This is a genomic window from Clostridium luticellarii (genome assembly GCF_002995845.1).
In the GTDB taxonomy this organism is placed as follows: domain Bacteria; phylum Bacillota; class Clostridia; order Clostridiales; family Clostridiaceae; genus Clostridium_B; species Clostridium_B luticellarii.
Genome location: NZ_PVXP01000053.1, coordinates 1 through 22,649 on the forward strand (window position 1 = coordinate 1; position 22,649 = coordinate 22,649).

Sequence of the window (22,649 nt, forward strand, 5' to 3'; positions counted from 1 at the left end):
CTTATGCCCTTTTTTTCTGTTTAACTATTATAAATTACAAGAATTGCCTTTGATCTTCTAATTACCTTTTTTTGAAACTTCTTCCCATCATCAATTCATTTTTATCAGTGAGTTTCGCAATTACCTAATAACAAACTTTCCATTTTCTAAGAATTTAAATACATCTTATGTTAAGGTTCAGCGGAAGCAGCAACAGGTGGTAAAAACACTGTAATGTAATTTAAATACATCTTATGTTAAGGTTCAGCTAGCCAAAGATCTTGGATTTCTTCCGTTTAAAAAATAATTTAAATACATCTTATGTTAAGGTTCAGCAGGCTACCACGAGCAATATATGTTATTTGTGGTGGAATTTAAATACATCTTATGTTAAGGTTCAGCTAGAGCCTGTACTTGGTTCAGTTCCATATAGTACTACATTTAAATACATCTTATGTTAAGGTTCAGCAATAAAGAACCAAGGAATTAAAGATAATTTTGGTAAATTTAAATACATCTTATGTTAAGGTTCAGCCTTTATACTATAGGAGCTGCAGATATAAAAAAAGGATTTAAATACATCTTATGTTAAGGTTCAGCGCTAATTTTTGAATGGACAAACTTAACTCTATCTTGATTTAAATACATCTTATGTTAAGGTTCAGCCTCTACTTCCGTCATCATTAATTAAACTAACTTGTTATTTAAATACATCTTATGTTAAGGTTCAGCGGGTCAGATGTTGATTTTCCTTTTACAAAACATAGTAATTTAAATACATCTTATGTTAAGGTTCAGCCAATGTAAAACAGCCATTCTTTATTTCTATTATAGGACTTAAAGTCGCGTAAATAAACCATTTTCGCGAAAGTTTTCCAGTCGTTTTTTTAATATTGTGAAATTGATATGAAAAACAGCATAAAGTATTGCAAATCAACGATTTACGCTGTTTTCATTCATTTGTGAGGTTGGAAACTGAATACTGCTAATCTTCCGGGAAATAGAAATTGCTTTACAAAATAGATAAAAGAGAAAACATAAGAAATTATAAAAAAAATATAGCTTGTAATATCTAAACACCTCTGTACCTTAGACAAAAGTGGCTTTGGAATAATAAACAAATTCAGAACCGATGAATCCACTAAGGCTCAAATACTAAAGCTCCGGAATAGCCTCATCCAGCCACTTAATAGTTTTAAGATAGGAAATGGCCAGATCTTGTCTATCAATATCAAGATAAGATGCCATCATTATGCTTTTTGCCCATTCTCCCTTTTGATATGAAATAACTATGTCAAGTATTTTACTGTAATAATTTCTTTCCCTTCCAACCAGAGCATTTTTTACCTCCTGTGGAATCATAAGTTCATCCAATATTTCATACAGAGGTTTTTGCAGAATCACATCCATAAGAGACATAATACCAGTTAAATACGCATTAAATGAATTTTGAGATGATTTCTTATTTTTTTTAGCCAGCAGCTCTGAAAATTCCGCTCTAAGCAGTGATTCAATCATAACTATCTGGGGTCTGTCATCACATATAGGCTTCATGCACATAAAATATATCCACTTTTTTATCTCCTTCTCACCTAAAAGTGCTATAGCTTGTCTTATCGAAATAATCCTATCTTTAAAAAAATATTTTGCAGAATTTATCATCTTTAATATCTCATATGACAGCGAAACATCTTTTTTTATCAGATTTTCAACATTTTCTATAGAAAATTCTTCAGAATTCAATTCTTTTATAAGATTTAAATAGATCACTTTATTTACAGGTATTTTTTTACCCTTTATTATCTGAGGTTTGCTGAAATAATATCCTTGAAAATAAGAATATCCTAAGGATACAGCCTCATCAAATTCCTCTGGTGTCTCAACCTTTTCAGCTAGAAACTTTAAATTTGGATTTATACTTTTTACCGCATTTATTACTTCTTTCCTTTCATCTCCCCGTGTCATGATGAAATCGACTTTTATAATATCCGCCAATTTAATAAGTTCAATATATTTATCATTAAATATAAAATCATCCAATGCAATTGTAAATCCGTTCTTTTTTAAAGTTTCACAGGATTTTACAATCTCTTCTGCTGGACTTATATTTTCCAGAATTTCTATTACTACATTTTTAAATGAAATAACAGAATATAAACCTGATTTCAAAATGTTTCTCGTAAAATTTATGAAAGCTTTTTTATTTCCAACAATTTTGCACATTCCAATATTGATTAAAGTGTTTTGCATTACTTTAATGGTAGCTGCATCTCCATCACTAAAATTATACTGATTTTTCATGTCATTTTTTCTAAAAAGAAGTTCATATCCAAAAATTTTCCCCGATTTATCCATAATAGGCTGTCGTGCTAAAAAAATATCCACATTAATCCCCTCCCAATTTAAAATACCTAATTACCATAATTGAGATCATATTACATCCATCTATATTCCACTGCATAAGCTTGAAACTATAACTTTAAGCTTATCTTTAATTTGAAGTGCAGATTACTGCATCGTTATATTATCGTCTCTTTTTCTGGAAAATGAATAAATTACCAGTAGTTAAAAAAATTTTATTCGAAGACTGCCATATTTAATTTAAAATGCAAGGTGAAAAAGCAAATATCACTCTAGGGCAAACTTGAAACTATTTTTCACTCTAAATTTAAATTGTCTATTTTTTATGTTAAAATTATATAGTCAACTAAAAAGGAGGACAATAAAATATGGATAAAAAATTTTTAAAGCTTGCAATCATATTGGGAATTTTAGCTGGATTAGGGCCGCTTGTAACTGATCTGTATATTCCATCTCTTCCAACTGTATCAAAATTTTTCAATGCCTCCACCTCAATCACTCAATTGAGTTTGACCACCAGCTTGCTGGGCCTGGCTATTGGACAAGTTATTATTGGTCCTATAAGTGACAAAACAGGCAGAAGGAAACCTCTTATTCTATCATTGATCATTTTTACCTTCTCCTCTTTGCTGTGTCCTTTAACCTCATCAATTTATATTTTTATTTTAATGAGATTTTTACAGGGTCTTGCGGGAGCCGGCGGCATTGTCATATCAAGGGCCATGGCAAGAGATATCTATTCTGGAAAACTTTTAGTACAATTTTTTTCAATGCTCATGCTGGTAAACGGAATTGCACCTATTATCTCACCTGTATTAGGCGCTCAGCTTCTAAAATTCGTCAACTGGAAAGGCATATTTTACATACTCACAGTTTTGGGTCTTCTATTATGTATAATGGTCTGGGCAGGTATAAAAGAAAGTTTATCACTGAATATGCGTACAGCTGGAAATTTAAAGAATAACTTTATAGGATTACTCCACCTTTTTAAAGATGATGTTTTTATAGGATACACTTTTATTCAGGGATTTATTTTAGCTGGAATGTTCGGGTACATTTCGGCCTCACCATTTGTTATTCAGGATATTTACGGTCTGTCCGCCCAGCAGTTCAGCTTATGTTTTGCCATTAATGGATTAGGAATTGTTACCATGACCCAGGTTTCAGGACATCTGGCAAAAAAAATTGCCCTCAATAAAATCCTTGGAGCCGGATTGCTTATTTCTCTTTTAGGAAGTTTGGTGCTGTTTAGTATGACAATTGTGAATGGGCCTTTAATTTCCATATTAATTCCACTTTTTATTGTAATATCGTCCGTTGGTACCATCACAACAACTACAGGCTCACTTGCAATGGAACCCAAGGGTGATGAGGCCGGCAGTGCTTCTTCTCTGCTGGGATTCATACCCTTTGCCCTGGGTGCATTGGCTTCTCCCCTGGTCGGAATAGCTGGAGAAAAAACGTCTGTTCCCATGGGTGCCGTCATTTTATTTTGCAATGCAGCTGCAGCCTTGATTTTTATTTTCATTATTTCCAAATACAAAAAGCAACTAAACATTTAAACAATTACTTCTGTTCTAAAAAATAGGATCTGTCCTGTACGTAGGCAGATCCCTATATTGAGTATTTGACTCATTACTTTATACGTTCAATACCATCTTTGAATTAGAATATCTTTAATATCATATTTTTTTCACAAGACATATAAGGTTTGTATTGTCAAGCTTAAAATGTCTATAAAAGTCAATAGCCGAAGTATTATGTTTATCGGCCAAAAGCTGCATCCTTTTTGCTCCCTTTAAAATTGCCCAATTTTGTATATTCAAAAGAAGTTCTTTCCCAATACCTCTTTCTCTATAGACTCTATCAACAACTACATCTTCTACTAAAACAGATGCTGCTCCTTCGGCTGTGGAGACCAAGATTTGTCCTGAAATCATACCTACAACTTTGCCGTCTAAATCCGCTGCAAATATACGCCTGTTATTTCGATCTTCCAGCATCATTTCCAATCCCCGCTTTTGCTTTCCATTATCAAAAACGAAATCCTCCTCAATGGAAAAAAGTTCCCTCAGCAACTCAATCAGCATATTAATATCATCTTTATGGGCTTCTCTTATAATTAAATTATTTTTCAAAACAAGATCCTCCTTTCCAATTTATTATAATCCAACATGGACATCTTCTTCCACTGCAGCAATATACATCTTTTTATTACCATAGAAATTACGATTTATTCAAATATATATTTTGCCTACATATTTTTTTATAAATTTAGTTGACAAAGTCATAAAAAAATGATATTTTTAATTTAAAGCATATATATGAATCATATTCACATATATGAATAATTTATATAATAAGATTTTATGATCATAAAGTTCAAGAAAACGTTTGTGTATGTATTGTAATACTTGTGTATATGCTAATAAACAAGTTATTAATAAGCCTAGTATTTCCAGCATGTGTAATTTAATTGCATTAAATTTGTTCTAAATATTAGGAAAACGATTAATTAGAATTGTGAAGTTAATTATATTGCCTCAAGTTAGGGTAATAAGGGGGGAATTGTTAAATGAGTGAAAAAATTAAAAAAGTAGTTCCTAGTGGACGCTGGCTGCATATACTTCCACCATTAGTCTTAGTATATATAGTTGCCTTTATGGATCGTACAAATATCAGTTTTGCAATTGCAGGTGGTATGGACAAAGAACTGGGAATGACTGCTACAATAGCTGGTCTGGCATCAGGAATTTTCTTCTTTGGATACATGTTTTTACAAGTACCCGGAGGAAGAATAGCAGAACGTGCAAGTGCAAAAAAGTTTATAGCATGCACTATAATTGCTTGGGGAGGTCTTGCAGCATTATCGGGTATTTCCCAAAATACGTATCAAATACTTGTTATTAGATTTCTACTTGGAGTAGCAGAAGGTGGAGTTTGGCCGGCAATATTAACTATCATCAGTCATTGGTTTCCAGTACATGAGCGAGGCAGAGCAAATGCAGTCTTTATGATGAATGCTCCGATAGCTTCAATAATAACAGGTCCCCTGTCAGGTTTCATTGTATCAGCATTTAGTTGGAGATATGTTTTTATTATTGAAGGAGCAATTGCTATAATACTGCTGTTTATATGGTTCCCATTTGTTGATGACCATCCCAAAGATGCAAAATGGATAAGCAAAGAAGAACGGGAATATATCGAGACAGCCCTTCGTGAAGAGCAGGTAGCATTAAGCGGTACTGCATCTGTAAGAAAAATACCGCTTTCAGAAGTTATATCCAGTAAATTACTATGGATTTTATGTATTATATATGGATGTTATCAGGCAGGTATCTACGGATATTCTCTATGGCTTCCTAAAATCATACAAGGTGTAAGCACAAGCGGCATGACTGGCATAGGATTACTTTCAACAATACCTAATATAATCGCCATATTTGGATTGATCTACTTTTCAAGAAAGTCGGATAGTACAATGAACAGAAAAAAGTATACGGCATTACCTATGGTAGGCTTTGCAATATGCTTGTTTATATCAATACAGTTCAAAGCTGGTAATCCTTTAGCTTCATTTATATTTATAGCATTCTGTGGTTTCTTTCTATACTCGGCAAACAGTGTATTCTGGACTATACCAGCCCAGGTATTTGAATCCGATATGGCTGCACAATCCCGTGGAATTATCAACATAATCGGTGGACTTGGTTCATTTGTAGGACCTTATGCTGTAGGATTTCTTACAACAGCTATCAATACGTCGGCAGGATTATATGCATTAATAATATTATTAATTATAGCATTTGCTTTAACAATATTGTTGCCGATAGAAAAATATGAAGGAAGTATAAAAGCCTAAAGTATAGTTATTGAAAAATAACTATTATATATAATAAAAAGGAGTGATCTTATATGGAATTTGGTGTAATGGGAAGAAAAATCAAAGAAATAAGAGCATATGTTGTAGAAGGCGGTGGCGCAGACTATCACGATCAAAAGCAGGAACACTGGATAGTTAATCAAATAGCTACACCAATGAGTGTTTATCCAGAATATAAAATGACCAGAACAAGTTTTGGCATCAATGCACTTAAATCATTAGTAGTTGAAGTAGAAGCAGATAATGGTGTTGTGGGGTTTGCAGTATCCACAGGCGGATATCCTGCAGCCTGGATTGTTATGAACCACTTAGACAGATTTGTTGTAGGCCAGCCTGTTGAAAACATAGAGAAAATTTGGGATCAGATGTACAAATCAACTATGTACTATGGACGTAAGGGGGTCGTTATGAATGCTATTTCTGCAGTGGATCTGGCCCTTTGGGATCTGCTTGGACAATTAAGGCAGGAACCAGTATATGCTATGTTAGGCGGAAAAGTTAGGGAAGAATTAAACTTCTATGCTACAGGCCCCCGTCCTGATCTTGCCAAAGAAAAAGGCTTTATAGGAGGCAAATTACCATTAATCTATGGTCAGGCAGACGGTGAAGAGGGACTTAAGAAAAATATAGAACGTCTCGCTAAATATAGACAGGAATGTGGTGATGGATTCTGGTTAATGTGGGATTGTTGGATGGCATTAGATCTTCCATATGCCAAGAAGCTAATGCAAAAATCATCGGAATATGATCTTAAATGGATAGAAGAGTGCTTTAATCCTGATGATTACTGGGCTTACAGAGATTTAAAGGCAGCAGCTCCCAACAATATGATGGTAACCGGAGGGGAACACGAAGCTACAAGATATGGATTTAGAATGTTGATGGAAATGTGTGATATTGACATAATTCAGCCGGATGTTACATGGTGCGGAGGTATGACTGAGCTAAAAAAGATTGGTGACCTGGCAAAAGCTTATGGCAAATTGGTTGTTCCTCACGGTTCAGGTCCTTATTCACACCACTTTGTAACTTCACAAACCAATTCTCCATTTACTGAGTACCTGATTATGAGTCAAGATGCCGACGAAGTTATCCCTCAGTTCTATCCATTGTTACTAGATGAGCAGGTTCCGTCAAACGGCAAATTGATAGTAAGAGATAAACCGGGCTTCGGTGTCACTCTCAATAGAAAACATGGTTTGATTGAAATTAAAAAAGGACAGAGAATATAAAATAATGAAATAGTGACTCTATACTAAAATATTATCCGGATTTTAAGACACTAAATAAATAGTTTGAGAATGACTTCTTTAGAACTTGTTCTCAAACCTATTTCTCCATCTATAAATTATTGAATGTTTCTTTATTATTTAATTGACAAGGTCAAATTAAAATTGTAAGTTAAATATATGTATGAATTATATTTACATATATAAATAATTTGAGAGGATGGTATTTATGTCTGTAAAATCTGCTGAAAGAGTTCTGCGAATTTTTGAGTATTTGTCTTCATATCCTAACGGACAAACAATTAACGAAATTAGCACTCAATTAGGTTATGCACCTAGCAGCACTCACGCATTATTAAAAACTCTTTTGGATAATGGTTATTTATATGTTGATGAAATGAAAAGATATATACTGGGCCCCAAGCTGATTCAATTAGGGGCAAGTGTATCTTCACATATGAATATTAATAAAATAGCCCAGCCTTTATTAAAGGAAGCAATGGAAGAGTTGGAAGAAACAATCTTTATGGCTGTTCTATCTAAAGGAGAGATTATTTATGTCGCCAAAGAAAATAGCTATAAAACAGTAACAACAAATGCAGGTATTGGAAGTAGAAAACCTATTTATTGTACAGGATTGGGTAAAGTTTTTTTAGCATTTATGGAGCCTGATAAAAGATCACAAATCCTGGACAATATTAAATTTAAAAAATTTACGGATAATACAGCAACATCCAAGGACGAATTAATGAAGCAATTAGTTTCCTTTAAAAAACAAGGATATGCCGTGGATAACGAAGAAATTGAAGAAGGTCTTCGCTGCATTGCAGTACCTGTTTTTAATGCATCAAAACATGTTGTAGCTGCATTAAGCGCTTCAGGTCCAAAGGAGAGAATGCTATCTAAAGAAAAACATGTTATAAAAAAAATGTTAGATATATCAAATTTATTATCATATCAATTAGGCAATGTAAAATAAGATTAGAAGAAGGGATAAAATGGTTAAGTTAAAGGGAGTATATCCTCCGATCATTTCCATTTTCGATAAATACGGAAATTTTGATGTGGAGTCAAATAAAAAGCAGGCTGATTATTTAATAAAAAGCGGAGTTGATGGAATCACATATCTTGGAACATCCGGGGAATTTTCTTCTATGAATATAAAACAGAAGAAGGAAATTCTTGATGTAATGATTCCTTATGTAAATAATAGAGCCAGGGTTATTGCAGGTGTCGGAGAATGTAATTTACCAGATACATTAGATATGATCAAGTATGCTGAAAAATTAGGAGTTGACAGTATCCTGGTGGTAAATCCATACTTTAATGTATATACGGATAATATGGTAATTGCTTATTATGACAGAATTGCTAAATCCACAAATTTACCAGTACTTATTTACAATATACCGGATCTAAGTGGATATAATTTTAGTTTTGATGTTGTAAAAGTTATTGTACAAAACAACAGCAATGTCGTTGGAATTAAAGAATCATTAAATGACCTGGAGCATGTTAAAACCATTATTAAGATTAAGGATATAAATCCGGATTTTGCTGTATATGCCGCCTATGAAAACTTAGCATATGATGCATTAAATTTCGGAGCAGACGGATTTATTAACGCAACTGCAAACTTTGCGCCAGAATTTACAGTTAATACTTATCAGTCTTTTGTTAAAGGTGATTTAAAAAAGTGCAGGGAATATGCATCAAAGATGAATGACGCTATGGAAATCTATAATTTTAGCAAGCCAATCTATTTAGCTTGTAAACAAGCTGTTTATTCTAGAATTATCGGAGAAGATAAGTTTGAAATTCTGCCGGCCTTATCACTAGATGAGAAAACTAAATCTAATATAAATCAGGTTATGAAAAAATTAGGCCTACTGTAATAATAAAAATTTAAAATTGATATAGGCTGCAGATTATTGTACTGTCAACATTAGGACAATATTGATCAAATACTGGAATACTAATAAAAATTTAAGAATGAGGAAGTGGAACTTATGATAAATAGATTTATTCTAAATGAAACATCTTACCACGGAATAGGTGCTATCAACAGCATTGCCGATGAAGCAAAAACAAGAAGATTTAAAAAAGCATTTGTATGTTCAGACCCTGACTTGATTAAATTTAATGTAACTAAAAAAGTACTTGACGTATTAGATAAAAACGAATTGGCATATGAAGTATATTCTAAAATCAAGCCAAATCCAACTATTGAAAATGTTCAGACTGGTGTAGAATCTTTTAAAGCTTCCGGTGCCGATTATATTATTGCTATTGGAGGCGGTTCGTCAATGGATACCGCAAAAGCAATTGGTATAATTGTTAAAAATCCTGAATTCGCGGATGTAAGAAGCTTAGAAGGTACTGCTAATACTAAAAATAAAAGTATTCCCATTATTGCAGTACCAACTACAGCTGGTACCGCAGCGGAAACAACAATTAATTATGTTATTACCGATGCAGAAAAAAACCGCAAGATGGTATGTGTGGATCCACATGATATACCAGTAATTGCAATAATCGATCCCGACATGATGTCGTCTATGCCAAAAGGTTTGACAGCCGCAACAGGTATGGATGCACTAACACATGCCATTGAAGGATATACAACAGCAGGAGCCTGGGAATTATCTGATATGTTCCATTTAAAAGCAATTGAAATTATTTCACACTCCCTAAGAGGTGCGGTTAATAATACACAAGAAGGCAGAGAAGGAATGGCACTTGGTCAGTATATAGCCGGCATGGGATTTTCTAACGTAGGTCTTGGTATTGTTCACTCCATGGCACATCCCCTCGGAGCACTCTATGATACACCTCACGGTATTGCCAATGCAATTATTTTACCAACTGTTATGGAATACAACGCAGAAGCAACCGGTGATAAATATAAATATATAGCACAAGCTATGGGAGTTGAAGGTACTGAAAACATGAGCATAGAGGAATATCGGAAAGCTGCTGTAGATGCAGTTAAGAAATTATCAAAAGATGTTGGAATTCCCCAAAACTTAAAGGACATTGTAAAGAAAGAGGATATTCCTTTCTTAGCACAATCTGCTTATGATGATGCATGTAGACCTGGTAATCCAAAGGGAACAAGCGTTTCAGACATAGTCGGGTTGTATGAATCACTTATTTAATTTATCCAAGCGGCTATCTACCGTTGCCAATACTCCCAACTTCTTAAAGGCGGATAAGCACTGCTGCACGTCTGGATAAAGTGATTCTCAGTTTTAGAGTGATTTGCCCATGAAAAAATCTTTTCAAAAAACTCAGAAAACTCAATCCAGTGGCGCAACACCTCCCAACCTGTCATATTTCAAAACCGGGAGATTTATGACTGGCAGTTATCGGATAAGTTCTTCCCCTAAGGAGGTAACGTGTTCTAAGTGCTAAAGGCACCAAAAATATTGTTACTAAGGTTCAGGTGGAAAAGAGAACTTCTTACAGGGAAATTCCACCTGAACCTAAAAATTACTTGATTTAGCTTAAAGAAATTTTGTATAAACTCAATAAAATTCATTTTTGTTTCTTGGCAGTAATTTTAGAGTAAGCAGTGAATTACCTAGTATAAACGACCATTTTAAGTGTATTTTACACTTTGAAAAATGGTCGTAATTTATTGCTTGTGTTTCTCTTTTTACCTTCCAATAACATCTTTGCTCCATTTAAAAGGAACAACATCTTTCAAAGCTTATCTAAAGGCAACCTGGTACCTGGCACTATTTTCATCAGTCATTCAAATACATCCTATGTTAAGGTTCAGTATATATGCAGGGGATTGATTTTAGTACATTTTTTAATGCAGGGTTATTGCACAAATGAGCTAAAAAGTCATTTCTTCATACACGCACAAAGCTTTTGACCCCAATTGGTCCCCGAGGGGATATAAAATAAATTAAAACAATATTGGAATGAAAAGGGTAATCTGTATTTTGGTGCTTGCTGTTTCTCTGGTATTTGGTGTTGCCGCTAATATATACGTGGTAGACAGCAAGGGAGTAAAGGCTCCTACCCAGACGGTACTTACACAGGGGAAGAAGATAATATATGTGTTCAATATCGAGCCATATAAGCAAGGAGAAACTTACACGATATATATTCAAAATCTTAAGCCAAGGGGACAATGATAAAGCCAGTATTCTTTAGATTCCATACAAAATAAAAAAACTAAGGAGATGCAGAGATGTATCTCCTCTTTATTTTTTAAAATATTTTAGAATATCTTCCTGAAACTATTGGCACGTGTTGCAACATACGTTATAATATAATTGTAAGGAGGGAGGGGAATGACAGCAAGGGAAGTAATCAAAATCCTCAAGGCGGATGGATGGATTGAGAAAAACAAAAATGGTTCACACAGACATTTCATTCACCCGACAAAGAAAGGAAAAGTTCAAGTACCAGACCATGGACATAAGGACTTGAAAGAAACAACATTGAAGTCAATATTTAAGCAGGCGGGGCTAAAATAAATCCCCTCACCACTTGAAGATTCAAATAAATAGTAAATCAATAAGGAAGTGAATAACATGGATAAATATATGTTCCCGGCAGTGTTCCAACCTTGTAAGGAAGGTGGATACTCTATATACTTTCCAGATTTGCCCGGCTGTATCAGTGAAGGTGATACCCTGGAAGAGGCTCTTGCAATGGCAAAAGATGGATTAGAATTATTCCTTTGGAACATGGAAGACGGCAAAGAAGAGATTCCAGAACCTACACCACCGGAAGGAATAAAAATTGAAGATGGAAATTTTGTTGTTCCTATAATTGCAGATATGAAACTTGCAAGGGCACAGATGAATAACAAAACTGTCAATACCAATGTAACTATGCCGCAATGGTTAAAGTTTAAAGCAGAGGAAAATAAAATTAACTTTTCCCAGCTATTACAGGAAGCTATAAAACAGAAGCTAAACATCAATGGTTAAAGGCATAAAAAATAAAGCCCGGCGGGGATAACCTACCGGGCTAAAATTATTTCTGTGCTGGTTGTATAGATGTCATAAAATGCTACCTCCAACTTTGACCAATTCAAAGGCATATTTAAGGATAAATAATTTTGTCACCAACCGGGCATATGTAAGATTCTAACATGCCCACAATACAAGTAATATCAACACTTCTAGAAAAAAGTATTTTTGATATTACTATTCCTCATAGGTAATCTAAAATCTTTATTTTTAGATCTAATTTTTTAATATCATTCATATGTTTCAATTCCTCATAGGTAATCTAAAATCCAAGAACTACTGTAAGGAAGTATAAGGATGTAAATAGTTTCAATTCCTCATAGGTAATCTAAAATCTGATATAACTGTCTACAACAAATACTATGACAAAGATTTCAATTCCTCATAGGTAATCTAAAATCCTGCCCCTGCGTTAAGTCAAAAATTATAGCATCGGAAATTTCAATTCCTCATAGGTAATCTAAAATCCTGCCGATACAAGTTATATTAATAGACTTAATAGATTTCAATTCCTCATAGGTAATCTAAAATCCGACTTGTATTTAATATTTGCACTTGATGAAAAAGAATTTCAATTCCTCATAGGTAATCTAAAATCGGAAACCTCTCCGAAAAGACCGACACACATGACGATAATTTCAATTCCTCATAGGTAATCTAAAATCCTAAACATTTGAAAAGGACTCCTTGTCCTATTGGAGAATTTCAATTCCTCATAGGTAATCTAAAATCTGAAAAGTGCATTGAAAGGCACTACTGCATGTCAAAAATTTCAATTCCTCATAGGTAATCTAAAATCTCAGCAAAACAACTCCAGCCAAACTTCCTGCAATTAATTTCAATTCCTCATAGGTAATCTAAAATCCATATATATTGAATTTATTCTTGTAAGTATTTAGAAATTTCAATTCCTCATAGGTAATCTAAAATCGTTGCCCTGTTTGTGGGAAACGTTATAAACGTCATAAATTTCAATTCCTCATAGGTAATCTAAAATCGAAAGGGGTAAGGCTAGGGAAAGGATGTTAGCAGGAGATTTCAATTCCTCATAGGTAATCTAAAATCTCAACTTCATTATCATTTTCTATGACTATATCTCCGGCATTTCAATTCCTCATAGGTAATCTAAAATCCTATCAGCTTTACTGAAATTTAATATATTCTCATATAATTTCAATTCCTCATAGGTAATCTAAAATCTCAGTTACAAAAGAAAATACAGAATTGAAAACTAAAGATTTCAATTCCTCATAGGTAATCTAAAATCGGATACCTATTATATTTGTTTCTTCTGGGTGGGGAATTTCAATTCCTCATAGGTAATCTAAAATCGCGTACCCATAATTCATTGCCACAATCACACTTGCAGATTTCAATTCCTCATAGGTAATCTAAAATCGAGAAATACGGGAGAGAACAAGCAGAATCCATTTTAGGATTTCAATTCCTCATAGGTAATCTAAAATCCCGGTCAACCACAAAGACAACAAGATTATGTTTGACGGATTTCAATTCCTCATAGGTAATCTAAAATCTCAGCAAAATGGGAAAAATGATAGGCACCTGTTTTATTTCAATTCCTCATAGGTAATCTAAAATCTATTATATTTTCCCTTTGCTCTCATGTCAACTTGATAATTTCAATTCCTCATAGGTAATCTAAAATCCCCATCAAATAAAGCATACATCAGCTTGTCCAAGATTGCAATATCCAGGAAAATCTCTGGAAGAATTTCAAAAATCAATCCCAGGCCGCAAATTAACTGGAAATATAAAAATTGTCGACCCCCGGTAATTTTTACTCTATTCAGGGTCGACGACATAAAATTTAAGACAGTCCTAAAATTTTTTTGAAAATTAATCACGCCATTTTATAAAAATATATCCTGTTGATTTTTCGACACGCCAAGAACCTCTCTATTAGAATATTTAGTGCTTTTGAAAGTATATATTATCACTGAATCCTCACTGCTTACCATGATGTCAGAAAGCTGGCACTTTAATTTCTTTAAATTAGCCATGCTTATGTCTCCTTCAAAAACGGAATTTTGAACCCAGGTTAAATACTTTCTGCATGTTTTAAGAGCGCGGCCTACACGCTTTTCCCCAAAATCATAGACAAGTATTACAAACACTGATTACCACCTCGCAACAAAACCACTATACGGCTCATCTTCAGTTATATATTTTTGAAGTTTATACAATTCAAGCCTTATTATACGTTTGTAGCTGACAGTAGTTCCTATTTTAGGGTGCTTTATTGTGGTTAAAAGTTTATTGTTGTACTCTTCTATAAATTTTTTTCTTCCTTTATCATTCAACATTATACCATTAAAATCAGATTCAAAATCTTTTTCCGTCAGCTCATTCCTGTTAAGAATGGTGAAGATAGTTCTATCCACTATTATGGGCTTGAATATTTCAGCTATATCAAGATTAAGTGAAAAACGCCTCATATTTGTGGAGTGAAGGTATCCTATCCTCGGATCCAGCTGGGTTTGGTATATCTCTCCTAAAACAGTAGTATACATCATGGAGTTTCCAAAGCTGATAAGTGCATTTATCTTGTCCCTTGGAGGACGCTTGCTTCTGATTTTAAAGGCAAATTCCGGATTCTTTATTATCTTTGAAAAACATCCATAATACTCCTGCCTCATGTTGCCCTCAACTGCCATGAGTTCTTCTATAGTCCGGCAATTTTCCATAAACTTTTTCTTTTCCGCTATATCCTTGAGTTCTGGTTCAACATCCACACCCCTGCTGTTATAATATTTTAAAATCACAATTATGTTTTCCGCTGCGGTCTCTATTATCATCCTGGCTATTTTAAGTCTCTTTTCATAATCAAGGTAATTTTCAGCCTGCTTCAATATGACATATCCAGAGTTTAAATGCTCCCTTGGGTAGAAAGTTCCAGTATAATATCCATAATAATTAAAAAAATGTATACATATTTCTTTTTGAGATACAAAATCAAGAAATTTCTTATTTAAATTGATTTCACCAAACACCCAGATATTATTTAGTTCCTCCACGGGCAAATATTTTTTCTTTCCACCTGTTTCAAAAAACACGGTATTGTCTTTTCTCTTTAAATCCCCATCATTAAAAATATAAATATCCTTTTTCATCTCTGCCTCCTATGAATAACAATATTCCCTATAAGCACAATTCCTGCAAAATCGTATCTTCTCAGCAGAAGGAGGATGTTCAAGTGCACATATCTTTTCTATATCCAGGCACATTTTTTGAAGGCGTTCCCGGGATTCTTCTGTTAGGTTTACTTCTGTCCTCTTTTTCTCCTCCGGATATAGCAAAACACCCTTTGCTTTTATGCCGGCTTCTTTTAACTGGTTTAGATAATACATAAGCTGCCATTTTGAAGCCTCAACATATTTAGAAGTTTTCTTCGTCTCCCCAATTGTTATCTGATTTTTGGATCTGAAAAGCACGTCGAATTTAACGTTCCCGAAACTGATTTCCTTGCTGTTTCTCTTATATGTACGTTCATGTATAAAACGGCCTATGTCTATATTTTCATCCTGTTGATCAGGCACTATGCCTCTGGACATAAGCCAGACCTCCCGCTTGCACACATTGTAGTACCAAAGCATGGTTCCATTGACCATACAAAAACACCTCTTTTAAAAAATATATGCATCATTATTTTCACTTTTATATCCTGTATCTTTATCATAATATTGATCAATTTGATCTCTAGGAATCCAAAATAAATTGGATTCAGCTCCACCTCTTGCCTTAAATTCAATAGGTCTATTATCCTTAATTCTTGTTAATCTAACCTGTATAATATAATCGCTCAATTTACCGTTAATCAATTTAAGAAGCGCTTTTTTTTCATAAAAACTTATATGCTTTCTGTATCTAATCGCTAAATTTTCATCTATATCAATAATTCTTAAATCATAATCAATTTTGTCACCAGACTTTAAAACTGCCTCATAAGCATCTGCAATCTTAGAAGCTTTTGCATCATTTTCAACGAATACATCCACTACATCTTCTAGTTTATCTATCAGTCTAAATTCTTCAATAACATCAAAATTTAATCTCAATATTCCTTCATCCCATATAGTTTTTGATTCCTTATAAAATCCATCCTCTTTCAATTCCATATCATAATATTCTTCTGTTAATTCACCATACTTATCTTCATGAATTTCAGGATATTTTTTTAAAATACCTTTTGTTAATTTCAAATTCATTAATTGGTATACATAGTCATTATCATTCTCAAGCTGTACAATATATAAAGGGCAATATTCTGTTTTTTCATTTTCCCTATTTATTCTGCCTGCAGTTTGTATTATTGAACATATAGGGGCAAAATCTCTAAACCCCATATCAAAATCCAAATTGACACCTGCTTCTATAGTTTGTGTTGATACCAAAATAAGAGGAACTTTGCTTTTTAATTTTTTCTTTAGTAAACCAATAACTTTTTTTCTTTGTTGTGGAATAATATTGGTGGACAAATAATATACTTCTGTGTTTATTCCAAGATCCTTAATTTTTCCTTTCAATTTGTTATATACTTCTATACTTCTTTTTATTGTATTTACAACAATCAAAACTGATTTTTTATTATCCCATTTTTCAAACATCAAAGATACAAATTCATCATTAGTCAATTTTTTGCTCAATAAAGGAATAAGTTTAGTTCTATGCAAATTATGGAAATAATCCTTATAGTCATGGAGTAATTGAATCGAATTGTCAATTGTAGATTCATCCTTTAAAATTAATTTGCTGAATTCAAGAATTTTAGGCTGAGTTGCAGTCATCAGTATAAATTTTGTACCATAGTATTGATTCATCTTTTTAAGAACTGCCCCAATCAGCGGCATATATTTTTCCGGAACTGCCTGAATTTCATCAAGTATTATAATACTTCCTGACATTTTATTTAACTTCTTAAGCGGTTTATTTTTACCTGTAAATACGGATTGAAAAAATTGGACAAATGTTGTAAGTATAACGTCTCCATCCCATGCTTCTACATCAAGCAACGCTTTATCAAGGGACATATTTTCATTATTTACGCTTTTGATATTTGAAAAATCCGAAAGTCTATGATGAATAATCAGTTTAAGCTCATCATTAAAAACATTCTCATATTCTATTTTATTTTGCTCAATAATGTTTATAAACGGAATTGCAGATATAATTCTTGGATTATAATTCATGATCTTATTTATTCTTTTCTGAAGTATAAGTGCACATTCAAGTGATGACAAGGTTTTGCCTATTCCAGTTGGTGCGGTAATAAAGAAAAATCCTGTATTGACTATTTGAGTATCTGAAAGATTATTTATTACATTAATCATTGTTTTTCTTGATTTGTTTCTTTTATCATCTAAATCAATTTTACCTCTATTAGCAGGCTTTGAATTTATATATTTTTCAACTTTGTCAGGAGAAACCCTCTTAACTTTATCAATATTAATCTGCGAGGAATTTATTTTGTCATTATCAATCAATACGGAAAAAATATATATTATAAAGAAGAACAAATAATCTTTCTCAAATCTTCCTTGATTTACAAGAGTAGGTATTCTGGTAAACAGTCTTTCTTTCTTTAATTTTTCAATTTCAAAATGTTTATCTTTTATTTCGTTCTCCAAATTACTATCTTTTAATATTTGAATTTTATTTTTAAACAAATTATCTCTTTCAGTCAGTAAATTATCCCATACACTATTTTCACGACTGATGCTAAATAAACTATTGTCAACTTTTAAAGCTTCATGATGAAGTCTGACCACAACATAGCATAAAAATTTTAAAATTTCTTCCTCAGTTGAATTATTATTGCTACCTAAAACTTTATCTTTTAAAAAAAGATAAATTATGCACGCGGAAACAGGTGCATGACTCCTAAACCTTGAATCTTCACCCTTAATAAGATAATCCTGAAAATAGTTTGTATACTTTCCCATATCATGCAAATATCCTATCCAATAGCACAAATCTTTCATTTTGCTATTGGAAATGACATCAAAATTTACTGTTGGAGGTATCTGATATTTCGATAATTCAGCAACAGATTTCAAATGTTCATTTAATAACTGTTTTGTATCTTTATTTTTATCATAATGAGCATAGTATTCCACTTTATCACTTCCAATCAATTTATCCATACAATTGAAGTACCATTGTTTAATTCTATAGACTGGTTTATTTTTACTTTCACAGCTGTACCATTTAAATTTACTAAAACATCGTTCAACCCATTTTGAGTTATCTCCCTGTTATTATCAAATTCAGCAGGAATTTTTTCCTTAATCAGCTGCAATGGCTCATCTATTTCATCATCAATTATTAACTCCAGTTTTCTATTCATCGGAATAATTGAATTCATCATTTTTATTCCTTCTCCATGCTGCTCCCCCTCAAAAATGTCACAGGGCTCTATCCATCCAAGATTAAAAGCAGTTCCCAATCCCAAGGATATTCCCTTGCTCAAATATATAGGCTCATTGCATCTGCATATGTCTACTATTTTTTTCATTATGAAATCATCTTTATGATGAACCCATATTTGATAGCATAAGCAATTATCTCTTATATTTTGAGGTACAATAAACTCAAGATTTGTCTGACTGTGATTCTCTTGACTTCCATTAAAATCGTTTTTTCCTTTAATCATAAGATAATTTAATTTCTGCATAACTTTTTTCAACGGGCTGCAAATAGCAATTGCAATATCACATTTATCTAAAGAAAAATCCTGATAATAAGTATCCCTTTCATAGCCAAGCAAACCTGCTATAATTCCTGTTACAGTTGTTCTCGGAGGTATACAGTAGGATAAAGCAGTTGAATTTGAATAATATTTTCTGAAATGAGCCATTTTTCCCTTTAAGTAAAAAGAAAATATTTTCATAACATCACTCACCCACGTTCTTTATAGGGGATAATAAATCTACATCTTCAAATTTGGGAACATTTATAAAATTACTTTTATCTGCAATTGGGTTAATCCAACCTACCACATTCTCTACATATCCCCTTCTTTTTAAAAGATCAATTACATTGGAAAGCCCACCAAAATCTACTTTTAAATCATTCAATGATCTTATAGGCCTATTTTTTTCATCATAAGTTGTGTTTATAAACCTTCTTAAATCTCCAAGATACCCATCAAATTCAGGTTTGTATACTACTTCAAAATAAAATAATGGAAATTGGCCCTGTTTACTATCCGTTTTATTGGCCATGATGCTCTGAACAATTGCTTTTCTGAATATGTCCAGATCTTCAACTGTCATACCTGTCTTCTTTGCACTGTATTTATTTACTGTACCATAATGAGCTACAAGGGCATAATATATCTTATATTTATTTCCAAATGTAGAATTATCATTATTCATTATTGAAGTTATACTATTAGATTTAACAAGTTCCACGGGATGAAGTGAGTATCCCCAATTCATCTGTATAGGTCCTGTATACGTTTTATTTACATTTTTAACTGCCATAGCACTTCCAAAAAGTCTTATATCAATCAATTCTCTTTTAACTATTTCTGTTAAAAAAATATCATTAAACTTGGATAATTCCTTTTTTTTCTTTTTATCATCCGCTGCTTTTTCATAATTTTCTTTAAAATTTTCATCAGGATACTCTAATGCATTCCATGTCTTTTTTATTTCATCATTCTCCATGAAAAGCCTCTGAATTTTATCATCATCACCAAACCATTTATTCCTAATATGTTCAAACATCGTATCCATATCAACATTTTTATTATCGATCAAATCAATAAATATAGAAAATCCTTTATTTTTAAGGAAATCTCTAATATCCCTTTTCCTTCTTGCATCACTCACAAGCAGCGTATTTGTTTCATAATCCATCCTTGGCTTATTCTCCTGATCAGGATCTCCGTTGCAATTGGAAAATATTCCCTCAAATCCAAATAAAAAATCACTGTTACACTTAATAATCATAATTATTTTCCCTCACTTTCATTATCCTTTAATTCTTTATTTTGTTTTTTTATATTACCTACCATGTAAGAATATCCCGCCATAATATAAAACACATTGGCCTGATCGCTCAATGCCCAATTTTTTTTATCTAAATCCAACACCCCGGAATATAAATGAAATCTATTCATATATGCTTCATTAAATATGTCTAATGCATTATACTGGTTTAATCTTTCAACAACATCATTATATAATCTGTAAATCTCTGGGCACTTCATGCCCTGAAATTGTATTTTCTTAAGTATGGGTTTGGTCTTATGCCCACGTCTCCACTGCTCATAGGCTACTTTATTAATCAATATACCTAAATAAAATAATGCTTTCGCCTCATTTGAAAACTTTTGTGAAGACAAGAATTCTTCAATTTCATTTATCGATTTATTAACATCATCTGACATGGTATTTATAGTACCCATTTCATCCCTCTCCTCTCCGTTAAAAACTTCTCTATTTAATAATTTCAATTCCTGTAATGATTTAAAAAATGCAATATACTTCATAGTGATATTTTGAATAAAATAATCTTTTGAATCAATTCGTTTATAATACTGTAATTTCATATTCCTATAATTATCCATTAATTTCTTATCTAGCTGCTTACAGCCCTTTTCCATAGCTTCATTTGCATATGAATATATATTTTCGCTGTCTATTATCTCACCGCACAAGATTGATTTATACAAGTCCAAAACTCGTCCAATATTTATCTGATTATGCTTTTTATCTTCACGTACAGGAATTATTCTATATACATCACTTATATGCATAATATTAGTTTTTTCTCCATATCTGAGTGAATTATCACCTAACGATTGAATTATCTTTTCAATTCTGAGTGTTGGTACATCTTCTATAGTTTCAATTACATCAATTGAATTTCCATCTGTTCTATATACTATAAAATTAACGCTATAAAATTTAACATCATCAAATACACTCGAATCCTCAGTAGTTTTAATGAAATCCTCAGCTTCCGTATCATTAAACAGTAAATCCACCTTATTTTTTAGTTTATAAATCTTTTCATAATCAAAATTGTTATCTATCCCCTCCGGCAAAATAAATGCAGATTCACCTGCAAGTTTTCCAACAAATTTTTGATTTATAATATTAGCGCCGGACATCAATTTTTTATAACAATTCTGACAAAATGAATAATTATCATCATGGTTGAAATTTTTATTTATCTGAGAATAGTTTTTAGTAGTTATAGTAAATACTTTATTTATGTTCACCCTTGTAAATTTCCCTGAATATTCAGAATTTACATTCGTCACATTTTTACCACAAATATAACAAACTCTGTTTTTATTATTTTTTTTATTGGTATTACAATCTCCAATATTTAAAGCAATTTTAACAAGTTTTAAATAGTCTTTATGCTGTGAAATAATTATTTCATTTTTATCTTTAACAATAATAGGAACAATCATAACAAATTTATTTTTTTTATTATTATTGTCTATAAATTCTCTGACGAAATTATCAAAACTTATCTTCTTTTTATCAATAAATAAATTTTTCTGCTCTAAGACAATATCTTTGTCCTTATACCCTTTAATCTTATTTAAGTTTACACTCCCCTGGCCCTTTTTATTTTCAATTTTAATCAAATTTCTTTTCTCAAGAAGTTTTAATAATTCAGCTAGTTCACATTTTCCCATATCATATCTATTAAGACAGCCATATAAATCACTAAAACTACTTCCCAAAAGATAATTTAAACTTTTTATATCCCTGGTCATATAAAATTGTGCAGCAGCTGCAGAATTATTTTTAAAGTAATAATATTTATAACATGATTCTTCAGTATATGGCTCCTTAAGATCAAAATATATATCGTTATCATTAATGTCAAATATTAAATAAACTACAAAGGGATTATCACCATCTTTTATATTAATCTTCTTAACTATAGAAGCATATTCATTTTGATTTTCATCTTCACAACTTGAACCTATATAAGCAGTTAAAAAAGGTATATTCATTGATCTCACCTCCATAAATTTATTTTTTTACTGTAAACTTACAATAAAATGTAATAATCCATTGTATATAAAAATATATTATTATTGAAATAAAACTCTTATTGATATTATTTAGTAAGAATTCCTCGTAGGTAAACTAAAAAAATTTAACAACTACTATAAACTTACAAGTTTCAATTCCTATCAGGTAAACTAAAAAA

18 protein-coding genes and 2 CRISPR repeat arrays are annotated in these 22,649 nt (G+C 32.2%); of the genes, 9 read left to right on the forward strand and 9 right to left on the reverse strand.

Features of this window, described 5'->3' with window-relative positions:
• The first annotated feature begins 152 nt into the window (after nt 1-152).
• Nucleotides 153-778: direct repeats of the CRISPR family, unit length 30 nt; unit sequence ATTTAAATACATCTTATGTTAAGGTTCAGC.
• Nucleotides 779-1,134: 356 nt separating this feature from the next.
• Nucleotides 1,135-2,364: an EAL and HDOD domain-containing protein gene (locus CLLU_RS13930; RefSeq protein WP_106010398.1), complete on the reverse strand. Its 1,230-nt coding sequence runs from the start codon at nt 2,362-2,364 to the stop codon at nt 1,135-1,137.
• A 344-nt stretch (nt 2,365-2,708) separates the two neighbouring features.
• On the opposite strand from CLLU_RS13930, the gene CLLU_RS13935 reads away from it, so the two are divergent.
• A complete protein-coding gene (locus CLLU_RS13935) occupies nt 2,709-3,902 on the forward strand; it encodes a multidrug effflux MFS transporter (RefSeq protein WP_106010399.1) in 1,194 nt (397 codons plus the stop codon).
• 120 nt (nt 3,903-4,022) lie between these two features.
• Here the strand turns inward: CLLU_RS13935 and CLLU_RS13940 are convergent, their stop codons facing one another.
• Nucleotides 4,023-4,478, reverse strand: coding sequence for a GNAT family N-acetyltransferase (locus CLLU_RS13940; protein ID WP_106010400.1), 456 nt, complete (start codon nt 4,476-4,478; stop codon nt 4,023-4,025).
• Nucleotides 4,479-4,915: 437 nt separating this feature from the next.
• On the opposite strand from CLLU_RS13940, the gene CLLU_RS13945 reads away from it, so the two are divergent.
• The 8 genes from CLLU_RS13945 (at nt 4,916) to CLLU_RS13980 (ending at nt 12,404) form a co-directional block, all read left to right on the forward strand.
• Nucleotides 4,916-6,202, forward strand: coding sequence for an MFS transporter (locus tag CLLU_RS13945; protein ID WP_106010401.1), 1,287 nt, complete (start codon nt 4,916-4,918; stop codon nt 6,200-6,202).
• A gap of 68 nt (nt 6,203-6,270) precedes the next feature.
• A complete protein-coding gene (rhmD, locus tag CLLU_RS13950; RefSeq protein ID WP_207656011.1) occupies nt 6,271-7,455 on the forward strand; it encodes an L-rhamnonate dehydratase in 1,185 nt (394 codons plus the stop codon).
• Between the two features lie 226 nt (nt 7,456-7,681).
• Nucleotides 7,682-8,431 carry an IclR family transcriptional regulator gene (locus CLLU_RS13955; RefSeq protein ID WP_106010403.1) on the forward strand — a complete coding sequence of 250 codons (750 nt, stop codon included), beginning with the start codon at nt 7,682-7,684 and terminating at the stop codon, nt 8,429-8,431.
• Nucleotides 8,432-8,450: 19 nt separating this feature from the next.
• Nucleotides 8,451-9,347, forward strand: a complete 897-nt coding sequence (locus CLLU_RS13960; protein WP_106010404.1) for a dihydrodipicolinate synthase family protein — start codon at nt 8,451-8,453, stop codon at nt 9,345-9,347.
• A gap of 114 nt (nt 9,348-9,461) precedes the next feature.
• A complete protein-coding gene (fucO, locus tag CLLU_RS13965; protein WP_106010405.1) occupies nt 9,462-10,610 on the forward strand; it encodes a lactaldehyde reductase in 1,149 nt (382 codons plus the stop codon).
• Nucleotides 10,611-11,405: 795 nt separating this feature from the next.
• Nucleotides 11,406-11,600: a hypothetical protein gene (locus CLLU_RS13970; protein ID WP_146127606.1), complete on the forward strand. Its 195-nt coding sequence runs from the start codon at nt 11,406-11,408 to the stop codon at nt 11,598-11,600.
• Between the two features lie 159 nt (nt 11,601-11,759).
• Nucleotides 11,760-11,945 carry a type II toxin-antitoxin system HicA family toxin gene (locus CLLU_RS13975; RefSeq protein WP_106010407.1) on the forward strand — a complete coding sequence of 62 codons (186 nt, stop codon included), beginning with the start codon at nt 11,760-11,762 and terminating at the stop codon, nt 11,943-11,945.
• A 57-nt stretch (nt 11,946-12,002) separates the two neighbouring features.
• Entirely contained in the window at nt 12,003-12,404 is a 402-nt protein-coding gene (locus CLLU_RS13980) for a type II toxin-antitoxin system HicB family antitoxin (RefSeq protein WP_106010408.1), read from the forward strand.
• Nucleotides 12,405-12,619: 215 nt separating this feature from the next.
• A CRISPR array of direct repeats spans nt 12,620-14,113; the repeat unit is 30 nt; unit sequence ATTTCAATTCCTCATAGGTAATCTAAAATC.
• Nucleotides 14,114-14,317: 204 nt separating this feature from the next.
• Here the strand turns inward: CLLU_RS13980 and cas2 are convergent.
• Genes cas2 through CLLU_RS14015 form a run of 7 tightly spaced genes read right to left on the reverse strand, consistent with a single transcriptional unit; the run spans nt 14,318 to nt 22,449 of the window.
• Complete coding sequence (gene cas2 / locus CLLU_RS13985) at nt 14,318-14,581, reverse strand: CRISPR-associated endonuclease Cas2 (RefSeq protein ID WP_106010409.1); 264 nt, start codon at nt 14,579-14,581, stop codon at nt 14,318-14,320.
• 3 nt (nt 14,582-14,584) lie between these two features.
• Nucleotides 14,585-15,577: a type I-B CRISPR-associated endonuclease Cas1b gene (gene cas1b / locus CLLU_RS13990; RefSeq protein ID WP_106010410.1), complete on the reverse strand. Its 993-nt coding sequence runs from the start codon at nt 15,575-15,577 to the stop codon at nt 14,585-14,587.
• Between the two features lie 9 nt (nt 15,578-15,586).
• Nucleotides 15,587-16,075, reverse strand: a complete 489-nt coding sequence (cas4, locus tag CLLU_RS13995; protein WP_106010411.1) for a CRISPR-associated protein Cas4 — start codon at nt 16,073-16,075, stop codon at nt 15,587-15,589.
• Between the two features lie 15 nt (nt 16,076-16,090).
• Nucleotides 16,091-18,580 (reverse strand): CRISPR-associated helicase/endonuclease Cas3, encoded by a 2,490-nt coding sequence (locus CLLU_RS14000; protein ID WP_106010415.1) that lies wholly within the window; start codon nt 18,578-18,580, stop codon nt 16,091-16,093.
• 14 nt (nt 18,581-18,594) lie between these two features.
• Nucleotides 18,595-19,353 (reverse strand): CRISPR-associated protein Cas5, encoded by a 759-nt coding sequence (gene cas5 / locus CLLU_RS14005; RefSeq protein WP_106010412.1) that lies wholly within the window; start codon nt 19,351-19,353, stop codon nt 18,595-18,597.
• A gap of 4 nt (nt 19,354-19,357) precedes the next feature.
• Nucleotides 19,358-20,419 carry a CRISPR-associated protein gene (locus tag CLLU_RS14010; protein WP_106010413.1) on the reverse strand — a complete coding sequence of 354 codons (1,062 nt, stop codon included), beginning with the start codon at nt 20,417-20,419 and terminating at the stop codon, nt 19,358-19,360.
• Nucleotides 20,420-20,421: 2 nt separating this feature from the next.
• Nucleotides 20,422-22,449 (reverse strand): TM1802 family CRISPR-associated protein, encoded by a 2,028-nt coding sequence (locus CLLU_RS14015; RefSeq protein ID WP_158255932.1) that lies wholly within the window; start codon nt 22,447-22,449, stop codon nt 20,422-20,424.
• Nucleotides 22,450-22,649: the final 200 nt, after the last annotated feature.

Excerpts from the sequence above, each read along its gene's own strand:
- cas5 (WP_106010412.1), bottom strand. The coding sequence starts at position 19,353 with ATGAAAATATTTTCTTTTTACTTAAAGGGAAAAATGGCTCATTTCAGA.
- CLLU_RS14015 (WP_158255932.1), bottom strand. The coding sequence starts at position 22,449 with ATGAATATACCTTTTTTAACTGCTTATATAGGTTCAAGTTGTGAAGAT.
- CLLU_RS14010 (WP_106010413.1), bottom strand. The coding sequence starts at position 20,419 with ATGATTATTAAGTGTAACAGTGATTTTTTATTTGGATTTGAGGGAATA.
- CLLU_RS13960 (WP_106010404.1), top strand. The coding sequence starts at position 8,451 with ATGGTTAAGTTAAAGGGAGTATATCCTCCGATCATTTCCATTTTCGAT.
- CLLU_RS13955 (WP_106010403.1), top strand. The coding sequence starts at position 7,682 with ATGTCTGTAAAATCTGCTGAAAGAGTTCTGCGAATTTTTGAGTATTTG.
- CLLU_RS13980 (WP_106010408.1), top strand. The coding sequence starts at position 12,003 with ATGGATAAATATATGTTCCCGGCAGTGTTCCAACCTTGTAAGGAAGGT.
- cas4 (WP_106010411.1), bottom strand. The coding sequence starts at position 16,075 with ATGGTCAATGGAACCATGCTTTGGTACTACAATGTGTGCAAGCGGGAG.
- rhmD (WP_207656011.1), top strand. The coding sequence starts at position 6,271 with ATGGGAAGAAAAATCAAAGAAATAAGAGCATATGTTGTAGAAGGCGGT.
- CLLU_RS13975 (WP_106010407.1), top strand. The coding sequence starts at position 11,760 with ATGACAGCAAGGGAAGTAATCAAAATCCTCAAGGCGGATGGATGGATT.
- CLLU_RS13935 (WP_106010399.1), top strand. The coding sequence starts at position 2,709 with ATGGATAAAAAATTTTTAAAGCTTGCAATCATATTGGGAATTTTAGCT.
- cas1b (WP_106010410.1), bottom strand. The coding sequence starts at position 15,577 with ATGAAAAAGGATATTTATATTTTTAATGATGGGGATTTAAAGAGAAAA.
- fucO (WP_106010405.1), top strand. The coding sequence starts at position 9,462 with ATGATAAATAGATTTATTCTAAATGAAACATCTTACCACGGAATAGGT.
- CLLU_RS13945 (WP_106010401.1), top strand. The coding sequence starts at position 4,916 with ATGAGTGAAAAAATTAAAAAAGTAGTTCCTAGTGGACGCTGGCTGCAT.